Genomic DNA, 17,189 nt, shown 5'->3' with positions numbered 1-17,189 from the left:
TTATGAAACTCAGCTGATCACAATTAAGTAATCCTGTAAAAACTATCCTTGAATGAGTTGATATGACAAGTGAAAATACAAATTAGAAATTGGTAATAATGCTTTGTTTATATTTAATTAAGGCCTCTCCTTTAGGCATTTTTACAAATAAACAAAAACAGATACAATTTTAATAATCAAAGGTGATTAAACAATGAGAAAAATAAAAGATAGCAAACTTATTACAACTTGTATCGAAAATAGTTATCCCACTTGTTACATTGTAAACAGACCTGAATTCAGACGGATTGTAAGAAGAATAGCAAAAGAAACTGGGTTCGATATTTGTTATGATGGCAAGAAGGATGTAATATTTAACCCTATTCCTATTCGAGAAAAAAACGGTATAGAATTCAGCGAATATCAAGAGTTTACTATATATGATTTTTTTAGAATTGAATTCGAAACAAGAAATGAAAATAGATGTTTTTTTGGTTATATTGAGGGTGTAGAAAAATTATATGAGTTAATGGGAAGTTTTGAGTATTTTACGGAATTTTATAAGTCTTTCGAAAAGTTTTGCGGGAAAATCACGAATGCATTTAATATTCAATGGAATAGTAGTGCTATTTCAGAAATGAACCATTTCGTTTCAATTTATGAATTATTTAAAGAGTTGAGAAATGTGTCGAATGAAGTATTCTATAACTTCGAAAAAAATGAATTTTATATAAAAGATTTTTCAAAAGTTATTTCTTTTGGAGATCCAGAAAGAGAGTGGGTGCAAAAGAAATACGACTACGTTTCTAAAACAACAGTTGAAGAAATCCCTTGTGGATTCTATATAAAGACAAATTTAAAGGGTAAAAAACTGATAGAAGAACTATATAAAGTGAATTTTTTTAATCAATTTAATAAAGTGGGAAAACGCGAAGAAATAATTAACGTTAAAAATAATCAAGATTTAAAACGTTATATACCTTTTCAAGTTAAAGAGGAATTCAAAAACGTAGAAGAGATATTACAAAAAGCATTGCCCGGAAATTTATTTATAAATATGTTTACAAGCATTAAAAATAAATATGTAATATCATTCGGTCCATATGGGAATGCTGCGAAATTTAGATTATATTATTTCAAATGTGAAGCTGGATATTACACTGCATTCGAACATAAGATTTATTTTGCGAAAACAAAAAATGAACTAATCATAAAGATTTTAGATATAATTAAAAGGAAAATATAAATAATAAATTTAAACTTACTGGCACTAAACAAAAAGGCTTTTCCTGAGTATTACCGGAGAGGCCTTTTTGTTTTTGTTTGTTATTTATTTTTTCGATTTAAGACTTATGAATCTTTCTAAATTTAATAAAACTTCCTATTCTCCATACACTTAAATAAGCGAATGCAAGTGAATAAGCAAGAATTAACATTTCGTATTGATTAAGGTCTTTAAAATACTGTGTAAGCGCTAAGCGTATGACAATAATAGCGATAATAACGTATTTAAAGTTTTTATTGGGTTTAGAGTAAATAAGTCCGTCTTCTCGTTTTTCATAAAATGTTTGTGTGATCATAATGTAACCAAATATCAAACCTAAAACAGCAGCTATTAAGATTTCCCATATGGCCGGAACAACAAAATCATTTCCAGCAGTTGCAGCCATTTCATAGGTGATGAAACCGAATAAAACGAAGAATATTGGGATTGGAGCTAAAATCCCATAGCCATTTCTTTTGATCGGCTTGTCTTTTTGTTTTTTTTTGTACCGATAAAAAAGGGCTAAAATAACAAGATAAATAAGTATTACAGTAATAAATCCGATGATGACCAAAAAACAAAACATCCTTTCTAAAAATAAGTAAGAGTAGTCAGGTAGACATTTACATAAAACTTACAATTTTCCTCCTTTGTTCTGCCTCGATTTAGAACGAAAGAAAAAACTCGTTTATACTTTTAAACGAGTTTTATAATTTATTCATTATAATTAGAATGATTAATTGGTTATTTCTAAGTAATAATTATAATTTCCTCTTGCTCTTGTTTCATTGAATGAAACACCAATTATTAACTTATGAAATCAAATAGAGTCATTTGTACGGGTTCTTTCGTTGACTCAATATATTCGGTTTCAAAAGGGATATCAACTAAATTAACAATCTCTTTTTTTGTATGTGATGTTTCAGTGTTTACTGAATATAAGTATTCTGCGATAGGCTTGATGATTGCTCTAGCTAATTTCACTGGAACCTGCTTTCAACAGGATTTAAAAGACAAAATTTTAATTTTCATTTCGTTTATCAGTTTCCCTTCCTTTTTTTAAAAAATAAGAAGGAATCTTTATTTTGTGGAAAAATAAAAAATAAGTGTTTTAAAAGATATATATTTTTATATTTTTTATAAAAATTTCAAATGTTATATTTTACAATGTTTTTTTTGAGTGGATTTTGTTGTTTTAAATAAAAAAACATAGTATTCTATAAAAGGTTTTTGTTTTTTACATAGGTTTTTAAACAAAAAATGAGGAGGAAAAAACAAAGAATGAGGAAATTTTTATTACCTGTCTTGTTCTTGGCAATAGCATTTTCTTTTGCTATTCATCATACAAAGGCAGAAGCATCCGAAATAACTACTATTAATTACGTAGTTAAAGATGGTGAAACCGTCAATATTATCGCTAACAGATATCAAATGGGCTCGGATGAGATAGGTAATGTCAACCCAGGCGTAGATATTAACCAATTAAAAACTGGGCAGACAATTAAAATTCCAGATTTATCAGAGATTAAGAGTTTGCAAAACGAAGTCATTCGTCTTACTAATATAGAACGACAAAAAGTCGGGATTGCGCCATTAACTTACGATTGGAAACTAGGTAGGGTAGCTCGTTATAAAGCTAATGATATGAGAGACAATAATTATTTTTCTCATTATAGCCCAACTTATGGTGATCCGTTTGTTATGATGCGTGATTTTGGAATTTCATTTACTAAAGCAGGAGAAAATATAGCAGCAAGACAGACAACCCCAGAACAGGTGGTACAGTCTTGGATGAACAGTGACTCTCATAGAGAAGCAATGCTAAATCCTGATTACACACGAATAGGGGCAGGTTATTCAGAAGGTGGTTACCTAGGGTATTACTGGGTTCAAATGTTTGCAAATTAATAGTAAAAGGACACTTAATAAAGTGTCCTTTTTTGTTTGGTGAAGAACGCATTAACCATTAAAGGTTAAACTTTCTTCAGCCGGAGTATATTCGTAAGATTCGCTAGGTGGGAGAAGTTCTTCTTCGGGAGAAGAAACTTTATCCGTTTTTTCTTGATTATCTGTTTTCCCCGAGTCATAAGAAGCGCTCGGAGGGGCATCTACTTTTTCGTCATTTTCGACAACCGGTGAATCAGACATTTTCTCGTCTGAAACGGCCGGTTTATCAGTAGTTTGAGGAACAGAAGGTGCTTCACAGTATTTTTTTATAGGAACACGTTTTGGAATTTCTACAACCTCGCCATTTGCGTTTTTCTCAAAGGTAAGTATTGTTTCATACTCCACGTAATAACCATCTTTCTGACAAGTCGCATTCATATCAATGTCGCTATTTGAAGGTGGTGTTACTGTAGGTGTATCATCTGGCTCGTTTGGATCAACAGAAGGCACCTGAATATCTGATGGTGGTGATGGGGGTGGTGTTTGATTTTCCGATTTGTCGGAATCATCGTCATCTCCCCAAGTGTCTGCTCCTACATATTCATCTTTAATGCTTGGAGTTGATATAGGATTTTCATCGTTTGTCGAATCATCGTCTTTTTCATTGTTTTTTTGATCGTTGCCTTTTGTATTATTATTTCCGGGATTCGCAGTTTCTTTATCTTCTGCCGGTTTTTTAGGGATATCGTTGACAGCAACCAAATCCCCAGGTTTCTCAGGTGAAAGGTTGTTATTGATGACATCCTTGGTTTTTTCTTTGTCCTTGTTAGGGTGAACAATTTTTCTAGAATTAGAAAACCGGTCTTCACTTTCTGAGTTTCCAAAAGCCAGTTCGATAGGTTTCAATATATCTCTATCAACAGTTGGGCGATTCGGTGATTGTTGATCAACATCTAATGAATTATTGGTTTTGCCAACAAAAGTTTCTTTAGGGAATGTAACAAATGTTTTCATTGATGAAAAATCAGTGTATGTCAACAAACCTTGCTCTTCGTTTTTGACGTATTCATTTTCATCTTCGGAATTGTAACCTTCGTTACCCAGTAGGGGAACATTGATATCGGAGTTTGACTGTTCGTTATCATACATTTTCTCCGTATCAAGAACTTCGTTTGCAGTCGAAGTAGTTTCGATTTGTTTTTCTGGTTGTTTTTCGTTTGCTGAATTCTCTTCAGATTGTTTCTCACTGGTATTGTCTTTTGAGCCAAATGCAACTATATTCTTCCCGATATGGCTTTCGGCGTTTTGATCATTCCCGAATACATCAAGTAAAGATTCAATCATTCTATTAATTTGAGCTTCCTTCGCGAAATCGCTATGTACTGCCGAAGGGAGGAACATTAACATCATAATTGCTGTTGCTAAACCTGTTGTTACATAACGAGGGAACGTGAATTTCCCTAATTTATTCAAGAAACTGATTGTTTTAGGCAATATGATATCTGATTCGTGAAACCAAATTTCTTCTCCGATTTCACAAATGATACCGTCTTTTCGGACTTTTAAAAACTCACCGTTAGGCGTTAGTACTGCTACGCTGCTTCTGTACATTTCTAAAACAACGCCGTTCTTCATTCAACAGCCTCCCAAAAAATATTTTCTCATTTCAGTGTAGGGACCACAAATAAGCAATGTAATAGCAATTAAATAACTTTTGTTTTTTTTCAGAAACTTTTTCGGGACTTCCAACTGTTGAAGAATGAATTCAATTGGTATTCCTTTGTCGTTCTGGAATGAGTTTTTTAAACTCGGATCATCAGATATCAGTTTTGCAATTTCAAGTGCTTGTTCTATTTCTTTAGTTTTTTTCGGTTTTTGAGAAACAAGAGTTGCAATAGACAAATTAAAGCGAATCAATTCCTTTGAAAAACTTTTAATTTCTTTTTGTCTGTCTATAATAGCCTTATTGTATTCTCGGTTGTCTTCTGCTGCTAAATCTTCTTTGCTGATTTTAGAGTGCGTTCGTGAAGTTTTAGAAGGTGAAGCTACCTTTTTTTGCATAAGGTTATCAAAGATCATAGCCTTCCTCCTTTCTAACAAACAAGCAATATTTTCTCTTATTTCTGATATAAATACAATGCTTTTTGAAAAAATTTTCTTAGGAAATTTTATACACAGAAATCAAAACGCTTTAATTATCATTTATGGGAATTATAGGTCAATTATCTTGTTTTTGAACCTTACCCTTGAGAATTAATTTCATACAAACTACAAACTTCACTCTGTTTAAATTTAATTTTATTTTTTCCATAAAAATAATTTTCTCATATAAAATGTTTAAGAAAATTAAAAAGGAAGAAGGAGAAACAATGACAGAACAACAAACAGCAGTTACATTTTTAATGGCTAGAGAAATCATAATAGATGTGATGAAAGAACACGAATCTGAGATCAATTCAGTTGAAGATCTGGCCGATTTGTTGCTTAGAGAAGAAAAAAGAGAATATTTATTTGTAGACGGGTGGGATAATAACGTAGATAAAGAACCATTCGATGGAAATAAAATTAATAATAAGGGTTAAAAATAAATAAAAGGCCAATATCTTTTAAGATATTAGGCCAATTTTTTTATGTATAAATCTATATAAGTTCAATTAATAATGTAATTGGTTGATTTAAAGAGATGTAACGCGATGAAATATAAAATTTATCTTTTTTGATATTCCAATCGTGAACAATATCCTCTATAACAGCGCCTTTAAGGTGCTCTAAATCAGCGTCTAAAAGGTCATTCACTTTTTCTCCTGTTATAGGGTTGTAAGGGGAGTTTTCTAATACAAGTTTTTCGTCATATATTGTCCAAACTCTAGAAATGTCATTTTTCTCTTTTACCCCTTCAATTTCAGATAGATGCATAGATGATCCATTTTTCATATTAAGAATAATCCGTTTATCCACTTCTTATCTCTCCTTTTGTTCGCTATGTATTTATTGTATCGTGGATTCCCTTTATTGCAAAAAAAACCTATTTTAAATATGATATAAAATGAATCGTAGGTGATAGTGGATTTGAGATAAAAATACTTTTTTATTTAGTTGATTATTATTAAAAGTTAGGTACTATACCAAAAGAAAGGAGTGGGTGTTTTATGATTAAAAAAGTCAGTGCAGCATTACTAGGTTGTGTATTTGCGGTGATTCCGTTTAATGTTGTTAATGCTGAATCTTTTACTTACACTCTCACGGTCGAACAGCCGGTTTTAGCTGTTGCGGTAACAAGCACTGCTACAGAGACCGAGCATTCGTTGAAAATTGATCGGAATAATCCTGTTTATACATTAGATACAATTAAAATCGAGAATACAGGTGAGGTTGATGCTATAACAAGCACAAAAGGGACTTTAACAAGAACTGATGGAGGAACACAATCTTTAAAATTAGTTACCTCTCCGTCTGATTCTTTATCTTTGGGAGCGTTTTTCTATCAACCAGGAACAACCACGCCGTATCAACAAAGCGGAAGTTATCTGACAACAACAGAAAGAGATGCTTTCACAGTAAATAAAGGCCAGTCTATAATGTTTGATTTAGGGTTAAAATTCGATCCAGACTTTAATTCAGCGTTTACTTTAAAAGCAGAGTTTAATTCAAGAGCAAAGTAATGGAGTTACGAAAAGATCTTCTAGAAAGAAGGTCTTTTTATTTTGCTGAATTTTGTTTTGGAATTCTTTTTACTAAGTTTGTTTGAAAAAACGCAAAATCTAAATAAAATATCGAAAGATAGGAGTTGATATCTTATGTTTAAAAAGATTGGAGTTACACTATTAGGATTTGCTTTTGTATTCACCCCGTATAGCACTGTAAATGCAGAGTCGTCATATACATATACCATACAAGTGGAACAACCTACATTAGACGTCTCTATGACTAGTCAGCACCCTAATAATACATTGAATATGAAAGCTGAGAGGAATGCATCGGGTTACTTTGACACTTCGGTAATTGATACTTACACGTTTACAAATGGAGGGGAATCCAATGCTCATATCTGGGCTCAAGGAACGACTACTAGGATAGACGGAGGGACAGATCAAATTACTTGGAGTTACGGTGGCACAAACAATAATGGGTTGTATGTATATTTTTTTAATGCAGGGACGACAACAGCAACTAATTATTTAAGCGGACCAACTAGTAAGAATATTTTCGACTTAAATGCTGGTACTTCCAAAATGATTGATCTCAAATTAAGAATGAACAAAAACTTTGATGCTGAATTCACATTAAAACTTGATTTTTCTTGGACTGCGATCTAAACCTAAATAATTAATATTTAGGTTTTTGTTTGTAGAGGACCTAAATGGAATGTGTATTATCAGATAGGAATGTTAAAAACAAAAATGAATTCAATCTAAATAAAAGGGGGTACATATGAAGAAATTAATAAATTCACTGTTAATCGTTGTTCTTTTTATGGTCACAAGTAATAATGTACAAGCAGCCGAGACGATTACAACTCACTTAAGAATGACGCCTGGTAAAGTTGTCATTAAAGAACAGGTTAAGCCTGGGAAGAAAATCTATCTATATCGGTACTATGTCAAAAATGCTAGTACAAACACAAAAGTAGTACACTTATCATCTACCGGGAACTTAATAGTTAAAGAAGAAAGTGTCACCATAAAACCACAAGAAAAATATTATTTTGATGTTTATTTAAAAGTGCCATACAGTGAAAAGAAAAAAGAAAGATCAGATTATGTAGTGGCACAAACATTGCATAATGAAGATGACAGTATGAAATTAGAAGCTAAAGTGGAATATAAAATAGTTAGCTTAAAAACAACGATATTAAATGATTCGATTTGGTTTTTTGTGGGTGCATTTGTAATTTTGGTGTTGTTAATGATTATCATTTTGAAAAAACATAAAAAGAAAAAGGCTGATGGGAACAAGAAAATCAACATAGAAACCAATAAGGTTCCGGAGGAAAAAGATGAATCCGAATGATTAAACAGAAAAACCCTACGGGGTTTTTTTGTTGTTTTTCATCTTAGCGAGAAATTATGTTGTATACTTTCGAAAATGAAAATAAAGGAGATTTTAAAATGTTGAATAGAAATATGGACTTTGAAAATCTTAAAAAGCACCAAAAAGGATTTATCCAAGGAATTATTAATGATCGGCTTGATAGGGATGAACTCATTGAGCCAATCAGAAAATTTTATGGAAATCGTTATATTGATGAATACTATGTGATTACACCTGAAATTATCATATCAAAACAAAGAGGAATTGGTAGTTCGGATGAATATTTTTATGAAGCATTTATTAACGGAAAAAGAGTTATTGATACAGGTGCATATACACTTGATGGTGCGATTATTCTTGCTATTGCAGCCAAAAATGGGGATGCAAGAGCTGGTCAATATGCGGCAAAAATGATGGGTTTGGAAAACGTTTAATAAATAATTTAAAAGCTAACATTTAATGGTTAGCTTTTTTATTGTTTTAAGAGATAAATTTATTAAAAGATGGGATACGTAACTTACCGTTGCTTGTCCAGTTTCTAAATTTCACATTGCATTTAATCTTTTTGTTAAAAAAAATGAAATTATCGTTCTCAGTTATTCCGGTATTTCTGATTTCATTATATATAATTTTTCTCTGTTGTATTGGCACAAATTCCATTGATCCTATTGATTGACCATCCAAAGATTGAAGTAAAAAAGATTTTCTGTTTTTTGATATTCCCATTAAATAAACGTCAGCATATTTATAATTAATAATCTTTAACCAATCTTTAGATCTCTTGTTAATCTGATATTTAGATTCAATCTTCTTTTGAACTATGCCTTCCAGATCTAATTCTTTGACTACATTAAAATAAGGAGTGCCGTTCCCAGTTAACCAATTAAGGTATACAACTTTATCTGTGAATTTGATTTGAGATAATATCTCTTTTCTACTTATAAGAGGATAAGATGAAATGTTTTTACCTTCGAAATATATAATGTCGAAAACACAAAATTGGATAGGGTGGGTAGATTTTTTACTTTTAAACCTCTCCATTAAAGCTTCAAAATCGGGGTGACCATTTTTCCCTGGAACAACAATTTCTCCGTCTAAGACTGTGCCGTTGGGAATATTTAAACCTTCTAATATGTCATCAAATAAAGATGTTATCTCGTTGTTATGTCTTGAGTAAAGTCGCATTTTATTTTCAAATTTGGTAAGTATTAATCGAATACCATCAAGTTTAAGTTCTGTTATATAATCATCTGTATTTTTAGGTTCTTCAACTCGTTCAAGGAGCATAGGGCTGACAAACATATCTTTCACCTCATACCTATACTAACAAAGATTAAAAAGGACGTAATTATTAAACGAATGGTTGTTGAGTTAAGCTTTACCAATACGGTGATTCGTGTAATTGAAGGCAGTTTATATATGAAAAAAATCAACTAGTTAAACCGTGAATTAAAAGGACCAATTCTTAATAGTTTATTTTTTAAAAATTTTTTTCTAATAAAAGAGACAACGATATATAATATGATCAATCCTGACTTAAATAGAAAGCTGTTTCGGTCAAAAATATAATTGGAGAGATAGATAATGACAAAAATGTATCAAACTGAATTAGATGGAATGAGAAATATTTCAACGGTGGACCAAGTAGAAGCACACGATTATGTTTTTATTAAAGATGGTATTTACAAGGACGATGTCACTTTATTCAAAAACAAAAAAACTGATGGTAATAAACTGGATTTGAAATTAGTAAAGTTAGCAGAGATTCGGGTTTTATCTAAAGATGAATTCGAGAAATTTAAATTCAATCAATTATACAAAGTAGGCGAAGTGGTTTTTGCAGCGCAAACTAGACTGAGTAAAAATCAACTCTTACAGTTAGGTGAACGATTCTATGTTGTGGACGGCATTATAAAGCACAAAGATCGTCCTCAAGAATTAGAGTTAACTCAGATCCCGTATATCATTGCAACAAATATGTACGGGGTATATAAGCGTAAAAAAAACGATACTGAAAAGAAATTATACAAAATGTGTTCAAGTTTTGGAGAAGCATTCGGTTTAGTATTGAAATTAAGATCAAAAAAAGAAGAGTGCTATTATAGCTTGTAATAATAAGATGAAAAATATTGAGAGGTGTCAGTGATGGATAATAAAAGATTTCAATTACTTGAAGCGCAAAGACAAGAAATGATGGATAACTATGGTTGGGTGACAGACTATGTTTTCCCGACAGAAGAGGGAGAATTAGCGAACATACATACCCACGGGGTTAAAGAAAATTTCAATCATATGGATTTTCAAATCGTTTTAACGTTACCACCAGAAATGATTCAAATACTGCTTGCTAATTTGGTTGAAAGGGTTAAAAATGGAGAACAGATTGTCACTGAAAAGCGTTATGATGACATAATTGAGAATTTTGATGTTTATTTTGTTAAACAAAAGGAAGGTAATCGATCTGTTCTGAGAATGATACTTCCGGATGATCAAGGTAAATTTCCTGATGAAAAAAATTGTAAACCTTATTATGATAAACAGTTGATTTGGGATACTATATATTAATAAAAATAAAGACCTTATCTATAAACTAGGATAAGGTCTTCTTTTATGTTTTGTTAATTAGCAATAAATAAAATTGAAGAGGAGATATTTATTCATTACTAACAGCAGGTTTTAATTCCATTAACGCTCCGAAATATTGCGAAGCTGTAGTAAATGTTATAAAGGCGCATAATTCACTGATTTCAGCTTCAGTCAGACTATCCTTTAAAATATTGAATTGAGCATCTGAAATATTTCCTTTTTGAGTTAAAAATGCTTCTGCGAAGCCTACAGATATAGATGTTTTCTCATCAAATAAATTAGGATCAGGTTTTCCTTTAGCTCTGCAATATTCGCAGCCATTTTTTTGAGCCAAAGTTCTACGCACTTGTTCTTTTAAACGAGCGCTAAGGTATCCGTCTTTTTCTAATGCATCACCCAGTTGATTCCATCCGGTTAGTATGTCCCTGTTATGGCCCAAAAGCTTCTGAAAGGGTGTATCTCCAAATTTGGATTCTTTTATTCTTGTCAAAGCAGTCACTCCTTATAGTTTATTTACTTTTAATCAAGTGAAAATAAGGAAAACCTTCTTGGTGTTTTAAAAAGAAAAAGCAAGATATAAATATCTCGCTTTGTTTTTTTACGCTATTAATTTAGAAGGGAAAAGATCTAAGATTAAATTGATTTCAGCTCTTGTGATTGCTGTATAAAGCCATTGATTGTGTGTCTTGCTGTCCAAAATCTCATTACGAACAAACAGATTTGGATACTGGCTGCCTTGGCTCTTGTGTGTGGTGATGCAATAACCATAATCCGCTCTCTCATATAAGCTAAATTCCTCTCTTGATAGTTTGAGCGGATCCTTTGAAGTGAAATCGGATTTGGGAATAATCAATCCTCTGAAAGATTGGTCTTCTAAGAAGTCAGGCATAAAATCAAGTTTAATAGAATCAATATTAATATCCTTTTCGTTTACTTCGTAACTTACCTTTTCGACAAACCCTGTCATTCCATTTATTAAAGGGAAACCATCAATAACATTATCCCAACTATTTTTCAAAGTGATGAGTTTATCACCAATTTGCGGAAGTGGGTTTGAATATCCTTTTAATTCTCTAACCCGATCATTAATTTTTTTTCTAGAAGAATTATACCCACAAAGGATTTGATCAGAGCGTAAGTACAATTTATCGATCAATTCTTTTTTCGCTTCTCCTCGTCCTAAAACATATACATTTTTTCCGTACTTACCAGGGTTTATTGTTTTTCCTTCTCTGGCTAACATAGATAGCCAGATTATTGGATTCCCTTCAGCTTGTCTATGGATTTGAGTAAGTCTAAAGTTTGGGTTTTCTAAAACATTGAATATTTCGCTACCGATAGGAGGGAGCTGACCTTCATCGCCAATAAATAGGATTTGAATGCCTAGCGATATTAAATCTTCAAATATATTTTTGGGAACCATAGAAGCTTCATCAACAATTATAAGTTTCAATTTTTTTAAAGTGTTATGGTCTTTGTTTTTCGAAACAAAGACGGGGCCATTAGGACCTTCTTCTGTGTCATATATAAGCCGATGAATAGTTGAACAATTGTATTTTTTATTGCGAGTTTTTAAGACTAAAGAGGCTTTTCCCGTAAAAGCGGCAAATGCGACCTCGTTTGGTTTGAGATTGCTTTCTTGAATAATGTAGTTCACTAGAAATGTTTTACCTGTTCCGGCATAGCCTACAAGTTTGCAGTATTGCTGGTCCGCTTTCTTAATCCATTCATTTATGCCTTTTGAGGCAAAACTTTGTTCCTGGGATAAGAGTGTCATAGTTGCTCCTTTTAATAAGTATTTATGTGAATAGCAAATTACCAAAAAATAAATCTTTTCACTTTAGTTATTTTAAAATAAAATAAGTTGCATTAGAAAAAAATATAGATATTATTTTTTAAAAAAAAGAGAAAATATAAAAGATCAAAGGAATAAAATAGAAAACGAAAACTAACCCCATTTAATTTATCTTGAATTCGAAGTATATGGAGTTGTATGCAATGTTTTTTCGCCAAGTGGTTCTGATTTGAAAAAACAGTTAAGGAATGATTACTTTTGAGGCAAATACCACACGCAATTTTTTATAGCAGCTTTAGTGTTAAAGAACGGGATGAGTATTTGGAGTATATAGAGAAAAAAATTAAAAGAGATAAAAAGAAAAGGCCTCTTTTTTTTAAAATGTATGAAATTGTGAAAGAATTTGTTAAAGCAGATAAAGAAGATTTTTATTTACACGATTATAATCGGTTGACCATAGAAACAGAAGGATCAAGAAAGTTTATTTGGGTGGTCAAAGATACTGGAACATATATGATAAGTCTTGATAATAACTTCCTTGATGGAATGGAAGAAGAATTTATGTTATTTAAAAACATAAGAAAACAAAGCTATTTCGGGAAAAAAACTTGGAGAATATTCGTCGTAAACCTTGATAACAACTCATTGAAACAAATTGATTTTAATGATGTCCATAAAGATATGTTTAGCAACAAATACGGATCGATCACTGAGTATTTCGAAAAACGCACAAAAGGAATGAACAATGAAAGGTATTTAAAAACAAAATACTTGTTTCAACTCTTGATGGAGAAATACAGAAATCACGTTCCTAAAAGAATGGTTGATTCACTCATATCTAATCCGCCAAAACGCGTATTTGAATTTTACGTTGATACTGGTTCGCAGCGTAGCTTTATTTAAAAAATAAAAAGGCACTTAAGAATAAAAGTGTCTTTTTTAATAAAATGTGTCTTGAAAAAATATATTGATTTTTAAATTCTGTTTTTATATACTTAGTTCAATATTTGAAGAAAATTAAATTTATCGAAAAACATATCTTTTCAAAATGGTAACATACATAAAGGAGATACAATACATATGAACAGTGAGTATAGAAATAATTTAGTAGACATTACTCCGGATGTAAGACTTTTACGCGTATTGAGAAATTCCGGATTTAATATGCAGACGGCAATGGGAGAACTATTAGATAATTCAGTAGATGCCGGTGCAAGGGATATTGAAGTATATACATATATCAATAATCTCCAAAAGAAAAATATTTTGGTTATTGATAACGGTAAGGGTATGAGTGAAAGTACCTTGCACCATTCATTGACTTTGGCCAAAGAATTAAAAGTTGGAATCGATCAATTAGGCAAATATGGAATGGGGATGAAAACTGCTGCACTCTGTATTACCCCTCAATTTGAAATCTTAACAAAAACAATATCCGGAGATATTTTATTCGGAGAATTTAATATCAATAAAATGGAGAGTTTAGGGGAGTTTAAAACAAACGTTAGGAAAGCTAATGATGAAGAAGTTATCTTTTTCAAAAGTAAACTAGGGAAAAGAACACGCTCTGGGACAATTTTGATTTTAAAAAACTGTGATAACTATGATATTTCTTTTACGACATTCGTTAAACAAATGGAACAGTTTATCGGACTAACTTACAAAAATTTTATTTCAAAAGGTATCTCTTTTTCTGTTAATGATATGCCGGTTAAAGGAAAGATAATTGAAGGAATAGATCCTTTGATGCTAGATTTAGAGGAAACTTATGTTGTAGCTCAAAGAGAAGCGGTTCCTGTTGAATACCAAGATGCCGCTGGACACAAAAAAACAACTTTTATTGAAGTCTCAGCTTCTGTTGTTCCAAAGCCTGACCCTAATGGGAAAGGGAAAATATTCAACGGAAAAAACTTGAAGTTGCCAATTAACCAAACAAATCAAGGTGTGTACTTTTATCGAGAAGGACGGATGGTTGGAAAAGCGCTGACTTGGAATGATGTTTATGGAGAACGTCACAATGCTAAAAATAGATTCAGAATTGAAATCAATTGCAAAAGTGATTTAGATAATGAAATCAGAATGAATTTTCAAAAAGGTAACGTTGCGCCAACAAAGTTTTTAAAAAGTCAGATCTCTGAAATTATTCAACCTATGATGGTAGAAATGAGAAATAGATTGAAACTTGAAGGCGGGATTCCTGTTTTTGAAGAAAGAAAAAAAGCAACGAAAAACAGAAAAACTGATAAAGCTAACATAAACCAAGTGAAGCCTAAAACATATAAAATGATTGTTAACAATAAACATCGGAAATTGGCTAGATTGAATGAAATTCAGCAACAGGTGAGTCATACTGGATTTAATATGAATGAACTGTTGTCTGCTGCTTTTACAATAAATAAACTTTTGCAAGACAGCTCAGTTCCGGAAGAAGTAAAAGAAAGATTGCAGGAAGCTTTAGGATTCGAAAAGGAAGCTTTAATTGCATCGATATAAATAGAGAAAGTGCAAAGGTTATGCTTTGCACTTTTTTGTTTTCTGAATTCATCAATGAGTATAGAATAATTAAAACTATCTTCGATGGATGAAATTGATGCTGCGATAAAAACGAGAAGATGGGAGTGCGTGATGTTCAGATAGGGTTAGGTTGTTAACCTTCTAATTTTTCTTATCAGTTTATAAAGAAGATCACTAATGAGCCTGAATATCGCCTCTGTTTTTGTATTTGTCTATTACTCTTGAGCAAAACCTCATTAGATTCTGTGAATAAATTTAATTATGTTTTTTAAAATAATGTGAGCTGTTATCAAGTATTTGAAGCAAAGGGTTCATTTAACACCCTTCGGGTTCTTTTGTATGAAAAAATTATAATTCATCTAAAAAGGACGCAAGGGGTGTCGATAGTTCATAAATAGGCTAAAAACACGGAAGTAAAGATAAAAAAAGACAAAAGTAAGCAATTATAAGATTATTTCTTACATTAAGCATTTGGTCTGCAATTAAAAAAAGACTCCGAACGCCGCTAGGGGAGTCTTTTTTTTGAATTTTCAACTTATATAAGTGAATTATATGTAAAACGATTTTCGGGAAACTTTAAATATTTTTCTTCTCCTAAATCTAGAAGAATCTCTGTTAGTGGTAGGAGAAATTTACTCAATATCCATTCATATTTCAACTTTTCAATGTTAGATAAATGTTGTCCTGATTCCTCTTTTTTCCGAAGTGGCAAAAACCAGTCTAAAGCTCGTTCGTAATCCATCTTAAAATCCTTTGTTGGTGTATTGTTGTCGAAGTATAAGTCCATTCTTGCGCCTCCATATCTCTAATTCATTTCTATTATATATTCTTTGTTTAAAAGCTAGGAAAAACACGGAAAAATTAAGGGTTTAGAATGATGATTAAACACCTCATTAATGTAGCAAAAGGGAAGCAGCAGAAAGGTGTAGGGGAAAATTTTTTCTTATCGGTTCGAGAGTTTGAGTATGTGGTGTGTCCGAGGAGATTTTGCAGAAGTGTGCTGTTTAAATATATTTTGTTTGCTTGTGTTCCCCTGCGTTGAACTGTTTGGGTGTCTCCTGTTTGCTTGTCCCACTAACGAAAACCGCTACTCTCAAAAAAACGAAACGAATTGCGTAGATGTTTTTTCGTTATTTGAAATTCTAGAATATAAGAAACAAAAACAACCTCTAACATTTGGGTGAGTTCGAAAAATAAGAGGGATTCCTAGGTATATCGTGTTTTCTTTTTCAGATCAATGTAAATTGGACTTGAATTACCGATATGAAGCCAATATGCGATTTTAACTTTAGGAAAAGACTAAAACAATTGCAAATAGCAGATGATTTTGTTGCGAAAATAAAAGTTACGGAAACGTTTGTAGTAATAAACAAGTTTTTTCTCTGTTGTTTGAATTACGTGCTATAATTTCTAAAAGTTTTAAGGGGGAAATGAAATGGCAATGACACTAGAAGAGAAAGTAGAGAAAAAAGCAAAAGGTATTGAAAAATTAAATTATAAGAAAGGTGTAGCTTGTTTATTATTAGCAATTAATGAACGTTCTTCAGAATATGATTGCGAAACTAAATACAAAGTTCGTTTACATTTTAAAAGTAAGGCGGCAATCAAACGAGTAGGGGAATTATTGAGGTTGAACAGAAAGAATATGTTGAATCGATTCGAAAGGGAGATAAAATCAATCGAATTAACTTTGAATTCTTACGAGATGTTTAAGCTTGAAGCTGGAAGAAATATCAACAAAGAAGTTACCTACAAATATCGCAATGATTATACAGGTGTTAGCTATGAAGTCATACTAAATCCTACAAAAGATACTAATTATGATGGATATCATACTGGATCTGTTGCTGATGGTGAACCTCTGTCAGCTTATTTTCAATTACTTAAGGAAGCAATCGTCACAGGGGAAGAGACATATATTTGTTAATCTCTTATAAGAAAAAGTTCAAATAAAATTATAAAGCCCTCATTCTAATTGAGGGTTTTTTAGGAGGAGATCAGGATTAAAATTAAAGTTATTAATAAAGTGTTTGAAAAGATGGGGTTGTTAACAAAGGAGCAACGAGATAAGTTCTCTTTTGACTTCTTTAAAGTTGAAAAGGAACAAAAGAAAAAATACATACCAATAAAATT

At 31.7% G+C, this 17,189-nt stretch carries 21 protein-coding genes; 12 read left to right on the top strand and 9 right to left on the bottom strand.

Annotated features, from left to right (window positions below; all coding sequences use genetic code 11):
• The first annotated feature begins 193 nt into the window (after positions 1–193).
• Positions 194–1,225 carry a hypothetical protein gene (locus AAGG74_RS16060; protein ID WP_429676212.1) on the top strand — a complete coding sequence of 344 codons (1,032 nt, stop codon included), beginning with the start codon at positions 194–196 and terminating at the stop codon, positions 1,223–1,225.
• Positions 1,226–1,322: 97 nt separating this feature from the next.
• On the opposite strand, the gene AAGG74_RS16055 is transcribed toward AAGG74_RS16060, so the two are convergent.
• Complete coding sequence (locus AAGG74_RS16055; protein WP_429676211.1) at positions 1,323–1,817, bottom strand: CcdC protein domain-containing protein; 495 nt, start codon at positions 1,815–1,817, stop codon at positions 1,323–1,325.
• A gap of 233 nt (positions 1,818–2,050) precedes the next feature.
• Positions 2,051–2,227, bottom strand: a complete 177-nt coding sequence (locus AAGG74_RS16050; RefSeq protein ID WP_429676210.1) for a hypothetical protein — start codon at positions 2,225–2,227, stop codon at positions 2,051–2,053.
• Positions 2,228–2,524: 297 nt separating this feature from the next.
• On the opposite strand from AAGG74_RS16050, the gene AAGG74_RS16045 reads away from it, so the two are divergent.
• Entirely contained in the window at positions 2,525–3,151 is a 627-nt protein-coding gene (locus tag AAGG74_RS16045) for a CAP domain-containing protein (protein ID WP_429676209.1), read from the top strand.
• A 51-nt stretch (positions 3,152–3,202) separates the two neighbouring features.
• On the opposite strand, the gene AAGG74_RS16040 is transcribed toward AAGG74_RS16045, so the two are convergent.
• Together AAGG74_RS16040 and AAGG74_RS16035 are read right to left on the bottom strand one after the other, a co-directional pair.
• The gene (locus tag AAGG74_RS16040; protein ID WP_429676208.1) at positions 3,203–4,765 is read right to left on the bottom strand and encodes an anti-sigma factor domain-containing protein; all 1,563 of its coding nucleotides are present in this window, start codon (positions 4,763–4,765) and stop codon (positions 3,203–3,205) included.
• Entirely contained in the window at positions 4,766–5,209 is a 444-nt protein-coding gene (locus AAGG74_RS16035; RefSeq protein ID WP_429676207.1) for a hypothetical protein, read from the bottom strand.
• Between the two features lie 290 nt (positions 5,210–5,499).
• On the opposite strand from AAGG74_RS16035, the gene AAGG74_RS16030 reads away from it, so the two are divergent.
• The gene (locus AAGG74_RS16030; RefSeq protein WP_429676206.1) at positions 5,500–5,712 is read left to right on the top strand and encodes a hypothetical protein; all 213 of its coding nucleotides are present in this window, start codon (positions 5,500–5,502) and stop codon (positions 5,710–5,712) included.
• Between the two features lie 58 nt (positions 5,713–5,770).
• On the opposite strand, the gene AAGG74_RS16025 is transcribed toward AAGG74_RS16030, so the two are convergent.
• Complete coding sequence (locus AAGG74_RS16025) at positions 5,771–6,088, bottom strand: hypothetical protein (protein WP_429676205.1); 318 nt, start codon at positions 6,086–6,088, stop codon at positions 5,771–5,773.
• Positions 6,089–6,279: 191 nt separating this feature from the next.
• Here AAGG74_RS16025 and AAGG74_RS16020 point away from each other — a divergent pair, with 191 nt between their 5' ends.
• From AAGG74_RS16020 to AAGG74_RS16005, 4 genes are all read left to right on the top strand, one after another.
• Positions 6,280–6,792, top strand: coding sequence for a hypothetical protein (locus AAGG74_RS16020; protein WP_429676204.1), 513 nt, complete (start codon positions 6,280–6,282; stop codon positions 6,790–6,792).
• A gap of 135 nt (positions 6,793–6,927) precedes the next feature.
• Positions 6,928–7,446, top strand: a complete 519-nt coding sequence (locus AAGG74_RS16015; RefSeq protein WP_429676203.1) for a hypothetical protein — start codon at positions 6,928–6,930, stop codon at positions 7,444–7,446.
• A gap of 115 nt (positions 7,447–7,561) precedes the next feature.
• On the top strand, positions 7,562–8,140 hold the full coding sequence (locus AAGG74_RS16010; RefSeq protein ID WP_429676202.1) for a hypothetical protein: 579 nt from the start codon (positions 7,562–7,564) through the stop codon (positions 8,138–8,140).
• Positions 8,141–8,238: 98 nt separating this feature from the next.
• A complete protein-coding gene (locus AAGG74_RS16005; RefSeq protein ID WP_429676201.1) occupies positions 8,239–8,595 on the top strand; it encodes a hypothetical protein in 357 nt (118 codons plus the stop codon).
• 46 nt (positions 8,596–8,641) lie between these two features.
• On the opposite strand, the gene AAGG74_RS16000 is transcribed toward AAGG74_RS16005, so the two are convergent.
• The gene (locus AAGG74_RS16000) at positions 8,642–9,463 is read right to left on the bottom strand and encodes an ATP-dependent DNA ligase (RefSeq protein WP_429676200.1); all 822 of its coding nucleotides are present in this window, start codon (positions 9,461–9,463) and stop codon (positions 8,642–8,644) included.
• A gap of 282 nt (positions 9,464–9,745) precedes the next feature.
• Here AAGG74_RS16000 and AAGG74_RS15995 point away from each other — a divergent pair, with 282 nt between their 5' ends.
• Positions 9,746–10,273, top strand: a complete 528-nt coding sequence (locus AAGG74_RS15995; protein WP_429676199.1) for a hypothetical protein — start codon at positions 9,746–9,748, stop codon at positions 10,271–10,273.
• Positions 10,274–10,306: 33 nt separating this feature from the next.
• The gene (locus AAGG74_RS15990) at positions 10,307–10,726 is read left to right on the top strand and encodes a DUF4262 domain-containing protein (RefSeq protein ID WP_429676198.1); all 420 of its coding nucleotides are present in this window, start codon (positions 10,307–10,309) and stop codon (positions 10,724–10,726) included.
• Between the two features lie 88 nt (positions 10,727–10,814).
• Here the strand turns inward: AAGG74_RS15990 and AAGG74_RS15985 are convergent, their stop codons facing one another.
• Both AAGG74_RS15985 and AAGG74_RS15980 read right to left on the bottom strand, forming a co-directional pair.
• On the bottom strand, positions 10,815–11,237 hold the full coding sequence (locus AAGG74_RS15985) for a carboxymuconolactone decarboxylase family protein (protein WP_429676197.1): 423 nt from the start codon (positions 11,235–11,237) through the stop codon (positions 10,815–10,817).
• Between the two features lie 108 nt (positions 11,238–11,345).
• The gene (locus tag AAGG74_RS15980; protein ID WP_429676196.1) at positions 11,346–12,524 is read right to left on the bottom strand and encodes an ATP-dependent DNA helicase; all 1,179 of its coding nucleotides are present in this window, start codon (positions 12,522–12,524) and stop codon (positions 11,346–11,348) included.
• A 276-nt stretch (positions 12,525–12,800) separates the two neighbouring features.
• Between AAGG74_RS15980 and AAGG74_RS15975 the strand changes: the two genes are divergently transcribed.
• Positions 12,801–13,445, top strand: a complete 645-nt coding sequence (locus AAGG74_RS15975) for a hypothetical protein (protein ID WP_429676195.1) — start codon at positions 12,801–12,803, stop codon at positions 13,443–13,445.
• Between the two features lie 177 nt (positions 13,446–13,622).
• Positions 13,623–15,035, top strand: a complete 1,413-nt coding sequence (locus AAGG74_RS15970; RefSeq protein WP_429676194.1) for an ATP-binding protein — start codon at positions 13,623–13,625, stop codon at positions 15,033–15,035.
• A 556-nt stretch (positions 15,036–15,591) separates the two neighbouring features.
• Here AAGG74_RS15970 and AAGG74_RS15965 read toward each other — a convergent pair.
• Complete coding sequence (locus tag AAGG74_RS15965) at positions 15,592–15,843, bottom strand: hypothetical protein (protein WP_429676193.1); 252 nt, start codon at positions 15,841–15,843, stop codon at positions 15,592–15,594.
• Between the two features lie 648 nt (positions 15,844–16,491).
• Between AAGG74_RS15965 and AAGG74_RS15960 the strand changes: the two genes are divergently transcribed.
• A complete protein-coding gene (locus tag AAGG74_RS15960; protein WP_429676192.1) occupies positions 16,492–16,983 on the top strand; it encodes a hypothetical protein in 492 nt (163 codons plus the stop codon).
• Positions 16,984–17,189: the final 206 nt, after the last annotated feature.

Source organism: Bacillus mexicanus, assembly GCF_050445615.1.
Taxonomy (GTDB): Bacteria; Bacillota; Bacilli; order Bacillales; family Bacillaceae; genus Bacillus; species Bacillus mexicanus.
This window is presented reverse-complemented; position numbering and strand designations above follow the sequence as displayed.